Below are 9,252 nucleotides of genomic sequence, written 5' to 3' on the forward strand. Positions count from 1 at the left end.
ACGACGGCCACGGCGAACGCCTCGTCGTCGAAGTGCCTGTAGGCGTGGACGAGGTTGCGCAGGCGGTAGCGGCGCACCAGGCCCGCCAGCAGCGTCGGCGAGTCCATGGGGTTCAGCTTGCGGCCCGGCTCGGTGACCACGGCCCGCCCGACGCCGTCGACGAGGCCCAGCTCGCGCAGGGCCGCCGTCAGCCGCGACAGCTTCGGCTCGGGGATGCCGTGCTGCAGCCCGCGGCGGAACGCCACCAGGCCCCGCCTCAGCTCGTGCACGGTGGGGTAGGACAGGGCCTCGTCCTCCACGCGGGCCAGGTCCTCCTCGGTGAGGTCGAGCGTGAACGGCTCGCCGGCGGCGACGAGCCGCTCGAGCTCGGCGACGGGGTCGTCGAGGGGACCAGCCACCAGCCGTCCGCGGGGGACGCCGCGCGGTGCCGTGGGCACGCCGGGGCGAGGCGCGCGCGCCACGAGCAGCGCCGCCCCCTGGCTCGCCTCGTCGCGCGCCTCCGGCGCCAGCCCGAGGGGCCCGTTGGGCCTGACGGCCTCGGCCAGGAGCTCGAGGCTGCGCGTGTCGCGCCACTCGCTCTCGCGGATCGTGGCGGCCACGTGGACCTCGCCGCCGAGGGGCAGACGCCCGGCCAGGCCGCCGAGGCGCCACGCCACGCCCTTGACCCCGCCCACGCGGAGCTGCAGCGTCGTGCCCGTGGCACCCACGGCGCGGGCCTGCTCGAGCCGCCCGGCGACGGCGAACAGCGGCGAGGCGTGCCCCTCGCCGAACGGCTCGAGGTCGCGTATCGCCCGGTAGAGCCCGTCGTCGACCTCCGAGGGCGCGATGACGGCGTCGGCGACGACGGTGCGGACGTCCGGCTCGAAGGCGCCCACGTACTCGAGCACGGTGTCCCTGAAGCCGGGGAAGCGGCTCATGTCGAGCGCGAAGCCGGCCGCCTGGCGGTGGCCGCCGAAGCGCGTGAGGTGCTCGGCGGCCGCCCTGAGCGCCTCGACGGCGGAGACGCCCGGGGTGGAGCGCACGCTGCCCTTGCCGGAGGCGGCGATGAAGACGGGCTTGTAGTGGTGCTCGAGGAGCTTGCTGGCGACGATGCCCATCACGCCAGGGTGCCAGGCGGGGTCCTCGAGGACCAGCGCCGGCGCGCCCGGGTCGACCTTCGCCTCGGCGGCCGCGAGCATCTCGTCCTGGATGCGGCGTCGGTCGGCGTTGCGGGCGTCCAGGTAGGCGGCGAGCTCGCTGGCCCGGCGCTCCGAGGCCGTGGTGAGGAGCTCGAGCCCCTTGTCGGCCTCGCCGAGGCGGCCCGCGGCGTTCAGCCGGGGCGCGAGGACGAACGCGACCTCGCGCGCCGTGACCTCGCCGCGCAGCTTCGACTGACGGACCATCGCGCGCACGCCCGGCCAGCGCGAGTCGGCGAGGCGCGGCAGGCCCTCCTTGATGAGGGCGCGGTTCTCGCCGAGGAGCGGCGCGACGTCGGCGATGGTGCCGATGGTGGCCAGGTCGGCGTAGTCGAGGGGCGCCTCCAGGCCGAGGCGCTCGCGCAGCGCCCACAGCAGGTGGAACGCCACGCCGGAGCCCGTGAGCTCGGGCAGCCCGGCGCGGGCCAGGGGCGAGAGCCTGGGGTGCACGACGAGGCAGTCCGGTAGCTCCTCGCCCGGCGTGTGGTGGTCGGTGACGATGACCTCCACGCCGCGGGAGCGCAGCGCCGCGATCTCGGCGAGGTTCGTCACGCCGCAGTCGACGGTGAGGAGCAGGTCGGCGCGCGACGCCAGCTCGTCGACGCGGCCCGGGTGTATGCCGTAACCGTCGGTGAGGCGGTTCGGCACGTGGGCCGACACGTTCCCGCCCAGCTCGCGCAGGCCCAGCAGCAGGAGCGCGGAGCCGGTGATGCCGTCGGCGTCGTAGTCGCCGTGGATCAGCACGCGCCGGCCGCTCGCGATGGCCGCGGCCAGCCGCTCAGCCGCTTGGTCGAGCCCCGGGTTCGGGCTGCGCCGCAGGGGCGGGTTGAGGTGGTCGGGGGCGTCGTCGCGGAGGCCCCGCGCCCAGAGGATCGCCGCGATCGCGGGCGGCACGCCCAGCGCGCGGCTCAGCGCGGCGACCTCGCGCGGGGGCGCCGGCGGACGGACGGTCCAACGCGGCTCCGCTGTCGGGAGCGGCGCCGCAGGCATCAGGCGGCTTCGTCCGGGTCGTCGAGCGCGGGGTCGCGCGGCCGGTCGGGGATGACCGGGTACTCCGTCTGCGTGAGGTAGGGGCTCACCGGCACGGCCTCCGGCGCGGCGCGGGCGCGCTCCTGCGCGAGCTCGGCCCGCAGGCGCGCCGCCTCGCGGGCGCGACGCCACAGAGCGATGCGCGTGGGCACCCAGCCCACGAGCCAGCCGATGAGCAGTGCGGCCACGACGACGAGCCCCACGGGCAGCTGGGGCACGAGGCCCCGGAGCAGGGGGAGCTCGACGTAGTCGGGGTTGGCGGAGTGGAAGAGCCACAGGTAGACGGCCGCCAGGACGATCAGCAGCAGTTGGACGATGCGTGCGGCTTTCACTGGGACCTCCGCGGAAACTCTACCCCAGCCCCGGCCGACACGCGCGGGCGACGCTTCCCCGGGGCGGGGGCCGGAGGCGGCGCCGAGAGGGTGCGCTCCGGCGCGTCGGTCCGCAGCGAGCGCCGACCGAGCGCGCGCCGTTGGTCAGTTCTGTTCGCCGCGTCCGCAGCCGCGGCGCGAGGGGCGGATATGCTTCCCTGCTGTGAGCGCGCAGACCGTGCCCACCACCTCCACGGGGACCGGTCCCGCCGTCGTGCCGCCCAAGGTGCTGGTCGGCATGTCGGGCGGCGTGGACTCGTCCGTCGCGGCGGCGCTGCTGGCCGAGCGCGGCTACGAGGTCGTGGGCAGCATGCTGCGCTTCTGGCCGGACGACAGGCCCGAGGGCGCGTTCGACATCTGCTGCAGCCCGGACGCCGCCTACGACGCGCGCCGCGTGGCCGACGAACTGGACGTACCGTTCTACCTACTCGACTTCCGCGACAGGTTCCAGCAGGTCGTCGTCGACCCCTTCGTGCCCGGCTACCAGGCCGGTACGACGCCGAACCCGTGCGTGTGGTGCAACCGCGAGATCAAGTTCGGCGCCTTCGTCAAGCGTGCGCAGGCGCTCGGCTGCGAGTTCATGGCGACGGGCCACTACGTCAGGCGCGTCGCCGGGCCGCGCGGCCCCGAGCTGCACAGGGGCGTGGACGACGACAAGGACCAGACCTACTTCCTGTGGGCGCTGCCCCGCGAGGTGCTGCCGTACCTGCTCTTCCCGCTGGGCGACATGACGAAGGCCGAGGTCAGGCGCATCGCCGCCGAGAAGGACCTGCTCACCGCCCACAAGCCCAGCTCCTCCGGCCTCTGCTTCGTGCCGACCACGGTGAGGGACTACCTCGCCGCGGCCCTCGAGCCCCGGCCGGGCGACGTCCTCGACGCCGCCGACGGCTTTCGCGTCGCCGGCCGCCACGACGGCTTCGCGCGCTTCACGATCGGCCAGCGCAAGGGCCTAGGGCTGTTCCACTCGCACCTCGAGCGCTACGTGATCGAGCTGCGGCCCGAGACGAACGAGGTCGTCGTGGGCACGAAGGAGATGTGCCACTGGCCCCGCCTCGTGGCCGACAGACGCAACTTCCTGTGCGACGAGGGCGAGCTGCCGACGCGGGTGATGGCCCAGGTGCGCTACCGCCAGGCGCCGGAGCCGGCGACGCTGCGGCTCCTCGACGGGGACCGCTTCGAGCTCGTCTTCGACGAGCCGCAGTTCGCGGTCGCGCTCGGTCAGTCGGCCGTCGTCTACGACGGGGACAGGCTGCTGGGCGGCGGGGTCATCGCCGAGCGCTACCGCTGAGCCTCGGGGTCACCGGCCAGCGCTGCCGCGGAGCCGGCGCATGACCTACGCGGGGGCGCTCCCGCCGCGAGGGCGTATGCTCGTCGCAGGAGGTCGCTCATGGCAATCGTCGTACTGGTCGTGCTCGCGGCGTTGGTGCTGTGGGGCGTCAGCGTCTACAACCGCATCATCCAGCTCGAGAACAGGTACCAGAACGCCTGGAGCCAGATAGACGTCCAGCTCAAGCGCCGCGTCGACCTGGTGCCGAACCTGGTCGAGACCGTGAAGGGCTACGCGTCTCACGAGCGGCAGCTCTTCGAGGAGGTCGCCCGCTCGCGCGAGGCGATGATCAACGCCAAGGGCGTGAACGAGTCGGCCGAGGCCGCGAACATGATGTCCGCCGCCCTGGGCCGGCTGCTCGCGGTGGCTGAGGCCTACCCCGAGCTGAAGGCGAACCAGAACTTCGCGATGCTGCAGGAGGAGCTCTCCTCGATCGAGAACAAGATCGCCTACGCGCGGCAGTTCTACAACGACGCCGTCCTGCAGTACAACAACGCCATCGAGACCGTGCCCGGCAGCTTCTTCGCCGGCCCCATGGGCAAGACCGAGGCCGTGTTCCTCGAGATCCCCGAGCAGGACCGCGCGGTGCCGCAGGTGTCGTTCGGCGGCGCGCCGAGCCAGCCGCCTGCCTGAGGCCGCGAGCGCGACGGAAGAGAGCGGCGCCCGCGCGGGCGCCGCTCCTCGTTCTGCCCTATAGGCGCCCCGACCTACGGCGCCGCGGCCTCGAAGACCACGATGCGGTGGTTGAAGTAGTCGGCCACGAAGAGCCTGCCGTCCAGGTAGTGGAGGCCGGAGGGGTGGTTCAGGGTCTCCGGACCCGGCGTGACCTGGCCGCGGTTGGGCGCCCAGGAGCTCATGTCCAGCTGGCCGAGCACGTGGTCGGCCGGCGCGCCGTCGGTCGTGGGGAACTCGTCCCAGACGAGCACGCGGTTGTTGTCCTCGTCGGCCACAAAGATCTGGTTGCCATTGCTGTCCACGTAGGCGGGCCAGGCGAAGGTGCTCGCGTTCACGTCCACGGCCGGGTCGTCCGAGGAGAAGTCCGGCTGGCCGATGACGTGGTCCGCCGGCGCGGCATCGGTGGAGGGCACCTCGTCCCAGATCAGCACGCGGAAGTTCCCGGTGTCGGCCACGATCAGCCGCTGGCCGTCGCTCCAGACCGCCTGCGGGGTGTCGAGCGTGGAGGCCGTGGCGCCGGCGCCGGGCTTGAGCTCGTCGTCGACGCAGGTGCCCTTGTCTGGCTGGCCGAGCACGACGTCGGCGGGCGTGTCGGCGTCGGCCGGGAACTGGTTCCAGATCAGGACGCGGTGGTTGTCGGTGTCGGCGACGATGAAGCGCTCGCCGGCGAAGGCCGCGGAGTCCGGGTGGTTGAACCTCGTCGGCGAGCAGCCGGGGTCGGTGGAGTCCTCGTCGGGCTGGCCGAGCACGCGGTCGGCCTGCGCGCCGAAGCCCGTGGGCAGCTCGTCGAACACGAGGATGCGGCTGTTCTGCGTGTCCATGACGATGAGACCGTCGCCGTGCGCGACCACGGCGCCCGGCTCGTTGAAGGCGCCCAGGCCCGTACCGGGGGAGAACTCGTCGAAGCTCGGCTGGCCGACGACGAAGGACGCCGGCGCGCCCGTGGAGGTGGGCACGCCGTCGAAGACGAGGACCCTGTGGGTGCCGCTGTCGGGGACGAAGAAGAGGCCGCCTACGTAGGCCGGCCTGTTGTAGGGCTCGAGGATCCGCATGTTGGACGGCGCCGTCGCGGAGGCGGACGTGTCGCTCTCCTGTCCGATCACGTACGCGCCCGGCTGACCGTCCTCCACGCGCACGAACGGGTAGACGAGCGTGAGGGCGGCCGTGTCGGACTTGCCCTCGGCGCTCACGGTTACCTCGATGGCGTTGTCGCCGTCGTGCAGCGTGACGTTCGCCCTCAGCGTGGCGCCCTGGCGCGTGAAGGTGAGGTCCTGGCCGTCGTGCTCGCCCACGACCGTGGCGTCCGAGGGCGCCGTGACGGCCGCCACCACCTCGACCTGGCGGGAGCCGGTGACGACGTCCCCGTCGTCGTGCGAGGTGAACTCGACCGAGACGATCGTGACCTGCGGCGTGGAGCAGGCGGCGAGGACGAGCAGGGCGAGGCCCACGAGGCTGCGCGTGTATCGGCGCATGACGTTCCCTCCAGATGCATGACGTGCGCGGCCTGACGGCCCCCACGGACACGCCGAGGCTGGTGTTGGCCGCCAGTCTAGGCGAGGGCTCGCGGGCGAGGCTGTGCGGTTTGTGCCTTATCGTGGACCGCAAGCGTCCATGCCGACGAGCGAACGGGGGCACAGTTGACCAGCACGGCGACCCGGCTGCCAGACGTCTTCACCGACCCGGCCACCGGCAGGCGGATAAGCCTGCTCGACTACAAGGCCAGGAACATGCGCCTGTCGTGGGCGATGGCCCTCCTCACCGCGCTCATCCTCGCGGCGCTGGCCTACCTGCTGGCGCAGGTCACCGACATCGCCTCCACCGGCTTCTTCGTCGGGTCGGCGCTGGCGATAGGCGGCGCGCAGGGGCTGGTGGGGTTCTACCTCTCCGACAAGATCGCCCTCGCCGCCGCCGGCGCGCACAAGGCCACGGCGGCCGAGCACCGCTACCTGGTGAACGTGACCGAGGCCGTGGCGATCGGCGCCGGCGTGCCGGCGCCCGACGTCTACGTGATCGACTCGCCCGCCCCCAACGCCTTCGCCACGGGCCGCAACCCCGAGCGCAGCTCCATAGCCGTCACGAAGGGGCTCATCGAGCTCCTCGACAGGCAGGAGCTCGAGGGCGTGGTGGCCCACGAGATGGCGCACATCAGGAACTACGACGTGAGGTTCATGTCCATGCTGGTCGCCACGGTCGGCGCGATCCTCGTCCTGCGCGACCTGGTCATGCGCTGGCTGTACTGGGGCGGGGTGGGCAGCGGCTACGGCCGCAGGCGGCGCTCCGACCGCGGGGGAGACGGCGCCCGCGGTCAGGGCGTCATGGCCCTGCTGCTCATCGCCCTGCTGGTCCTGGCGCCGGTGCTGGCGACCCTCCTGAGGCTGGCGGTGAGCCGGAGGCGCGAGTACCTGGCCGACGCCGCCGCCGCCTACATCACCCGCAACCCCGAGGGCCTGGCCAGGGCGCTGGAGAAGATCCGCGACTACCGCGGGCCGCCCCTGGAGGTGAGCGAGGGCGTGAGGCACATGTTCTTCGTGAACCCCATCAGGGGGCAGAACCACGTGGACCTCATGGCCACGCACCCGCCCATCCAGGAGCGCATCGACAGGCTGCGGCGGATGTGAGTGCTAGATTCACCATAGGGTCCAGCCCAGCCGCGGGCGCCAGGACTCCGCCCGGAGGTCCTTCCCGCCGATGCCCCCTCATGACTGAGACGATCGCGTTCACGCTCACGCTCGACGGGCGCGCGGCGACGTGGTGCCCGGCCGTGCTGGAGGCGTTCGGCTACGCCGCCCACGAGTTCGTGGGCCGCCCCTTCGCGGAGCTGCTCGCCGTCGAGGGCCGCGGCGCGTCGGACCGGGCCGTCGAGCGGGCGCTGGCCGAGGGCCACGCCGACGTCGCCGGCTGGCGGGTCGGCAAGGACGGCCTACGCACGCTCGTCACCGGCACGCTCACCCTGCTCGTCGGCGAGGACGGGCGTCCCTCCGGCATCGCGGCCTCACTGCGCCGGGTCGCCGGCGAGCGGCCCTCCCGCTCGCGGCCGCCGGCGCCCGAGGAGGACCGCGACCTCGTGGCCGAGGCCGTGTGGTCGCTGCCCGAGGCGTTCTATGCCCTCGACGCCCAGCAGCGCTTCGTCTACGCGAACCAGGTCATCGAGCGGCTCTGGGGCGTGCCCCGCGACGAGCTCCTCGGCCGCCACATCGCCGAGGTCTTCCCGGAGCTGCTCGACTCGGAGCTGCTGCGCCGCCACATCGAGGCCGTCGCGGACAGGAGGCCCGCGCGCTTCGAGGCCTTCTCGCCCATCAGGGGGCGGACCGTCGAGGTCCTGCTGCTGCCGCTGCGCGACGGCACGGCCGCGCTGATCCGCGACCCGCTGGAGCTAGTCGCCTACGCCGAGCAGGGGCGCGCCGACCTGCCCGGCTCGACGCTGGAGGTCGCCGTGCAGCGCTTCTCACCGGCGACGGGGCAGCTAGCGCTGGTCGGACCGCCCACGGACGTCTTCGGGCTGCACGCGGGGGAGACCATCGCCAGCCAGGAGCGGAAGCTGGCGCTCGTCATCCCCGCCGACCGCAAGCCGTACGCGTTGGCCGTGCGCGAGGCCGTGAGGCGCGGCGAGCCGTGGCAGGCGCAGTACCGCATCAGGCGCCCGCGCGACGGCGCCACGGCTTGGCTGGCGGAGAGCGCCACCGTGGACGAGTCGTCCGACGAGCCCGCCTACGTGGTCATGACCTGGGACATCACGGGCCTGCGCCACGTGGAGGAGCAGCTACGCCTCGGCAGCCGCAGGCTGCGCCGCGAGCTGACCATCAACCGCCGCCTCTACGAGGTCCTCACCAGCGCCGCGGAGGCCGACGACATCAGGGAGGGCGTGGAGACGCTGCTGAACGCCGCCGTCGACCTCGTGGGCGGCCACCGGGGCGGCGTCTGGGTGCTCGACGAGCCGGAGCGCGCGCTGAAGGTGTACGCCCAGGTGGGCTTCAAGGGCGCCTACCTGTCCGAGTTCGGCGTCCTGCCCGTCGACGAGGAGGCGCTGGAGCGCCCGCCCACGGCCGGGCTGGTCATCAAGGACATCGGGCCGGAGCACGCCGCCGCGCTGGCGGAGGACGGCGTCGACGCCTCTGGACTGCGGTCCTTGAGCCTGCCGCTGATGGGCGGGACGGGCCGGCCGCTGGGGGCCCTGTGCATGCACGTGGACGTGGCGGCGCTGCCGGGCGAGCGCGACTTCTACGCGCTGAAGATGATCGCCATGCACGTCGCCGCGCTGATCGACCGGCAGCAGATCGACGAGAGGTCGAGCGAGCTGATGCGTCGCCTGGAGGAGCACGCCAGGCTGGCCGGCGACGCGCTTCTGGAGAGCGAGCTGATGTTCCGCCGGGCGTTCGAGCTGGGGCCGGTGGCGGCCGTGATCACCACGCGCGACGAGGACAGGTTCCTCGAGGTGAACGACTGGTACCTCAAGCTCACCGGTTACGAGCGGGACGAGGTCGTCGGCCGCACGGCCCGCGAGCTGGGCATGTGGTCGAGCCCCGAGGACCGCCAGCGGCTCGACGAGGCGCTGAGGCAGGGCGGCAGGTTCCGCGAGCTGCAGCTCAAGCTGCGCACGAAGGACGGCCAGGTGAGGGATATCCTCCTCTCCGGCGAGGAGGTCGCCTACGCCGGGCAGCGCTGCATGCTCAAGATG

General features: G+C 73.0%; 7 protein-coding genes. 4 read left to right on the plus strand and 3 right to left on the minus strand.

Features of this window, described 5'->3' with window-relative positions; all coding sequences use genetic code 11:
- Nucleotides 1–2,165 (minus strand): single-stranded-DNA-specific exonuclease RecJ (recJ, locus tag VF202_02270; GenBank protein ID HEX7038918.1); only part of this gene is annotated, 2,165 nt, incomplete at its 3' end.
- Nucleotides 2,165–2,536, minus strand: coding sequence for a lipopolysaccharide assembly protein LapA domain-containing protein (locus VF202_02275; GenBank protein HEX7038919.1), 372 nt, complete (start codon nucleotides 2,534–2,536; stop codon nucleotides 2,165–2,167). The genes recJ and VF202_02275, both read right to left, overlap by 1 nt.
- A gap of 202 nt (nucleotides 2,537–2,738) precedes the next feature.
- Between VF202_02275 and mnmA the strand changes: the two genes are divergently transcribed.
- Nucleotides 2,739–3,863 carry a tRNA 2-thiouridine(34) synthase MnmA gene (gene mnmA, locus VF202_02280; GenBank protein ID HEX7038920.1) on the plus strand — a complete coding sequence of 375 codons (1,125 nt, stop codon included), beginning with the start codon at nucleotides 2,739–2,741 and terminating at the stop codon, nucleotides 3,861–3,863.
- Nucleotides 3,864–3,962: 99 nt separating this feature from the next.
- On the plus strand, nucleotides 3,963–4,535 hold the full coding sequence (locus VF202_02285; GenBank protein ID HEX7038921.1) for a LemA family protein: 573 nt from the start codon (nucleotides 3,963–3,965) through the stop codon (nucleotides 4,533–4,535).
- 74 nt (nucleotides 4,536–4,609) lie between these two features.
- Here the strand turns inward: VF202_02285 and VF202_02290 are convergent, their stop codons facing one another.
- Entirely contained in the window at nucleotides 4,610–6,049 is a 1,440-nt protein-coding gene (locus VF202_02290; GenBank protein ID HEX7038922.1) for an NHL repeat-containing protein, read from the minus strand.
- Between the two features lie 165 nt (nucleotides 6,050–6,214).
- Here VF202_02290 and VF202_02295 point away from each other — a divergent pair, with 165 nt between their 5' ends.
- A complete protein-coding gene (locus VF202_02295) occupies nucleotides 6,215–7,195 on the plus strand; it encodes a M48 family metallopeptidase (protein ID HEX7038923.1) in 981 nt (326 codons plus the stop codon).
- An 80-nt stretch (nucleotides 7,196–7,275) separates the two neighbouring features.
- On the plus strand, nucleotides 7,276–9,252 hold a 1,977-nt coding region (locus tag VF202_02300), incomplete at its 3' end, for a PAS domain S-box protein (protein ID HEX7038924.1).

This window comes from Trueperaceae bacterium, assembly GCA_036381035.1.
Taxonomy (GTDB): domain Bacteria; phylum Deinococcota; class Deinococci; order Deinococcales; family Trueperaceae; genus DASRWD01.

Coding starts and splice junctions, on each gene's coding strand:
- VF202_02290 (HEX7038922.1), bottom strand. CDS start 6,049: ATGCGCCGATACACGCGCAGCCTCGTGGGCCTCGCCCTGCTCGTCCTC.
- VF202_02285 (HEX7038921.1), top strand. CDS start 3,963: ATGGCAATCGTCGTACTGGTCGTGCTCGCGGCGTTGGTGCTGTGGGGC.